Annotated in this window: 1 protein-coding gene; it reads left to right on the forward strand. The window is 68.2% G+C overall.

Features of this window, described 5'->3' with window-relative positions:
- On the forward strand, nucleotides 1–181 hold a 181-nt coding region (locus tag AC0L2P_RS32400; RefSeq protein ID WP_473507268.1), incomplete at its 5' end, for a hypothetical protein.
- Nucleotides 182–261 lie beyond the last annotated feature (80 nt).

Genomic DNA, 261 nt, shown 5'->3' on the forward strand with positions numbered 1-261 from the left:
GGACAAGGGGATGCGCCTGGGCCAGACCGCGGTCGATCTCGGCCATTCGGGCGGCGGCGAGCGCCAGGCGCCGCAGCGCCAGCCCGAACCCGTCATTCCGGCCCGCCCCGCCTTCGCCGGCGCGGTGCCTATCGGCGATGCCGGCGACTCGCCGGACATGGCCACCACCCGAATTGCGTGAGGATTGAGAGATGAGCGACGAGAAGGAAGAAAAGGCGCCCAAGAAAAAGGGCAAGCTGGGCAAGATCCTGGTGATGGTGG

It is taken from the genome of Mesorhizobium sp. WSM4836 (assembly GCF_055811815.1).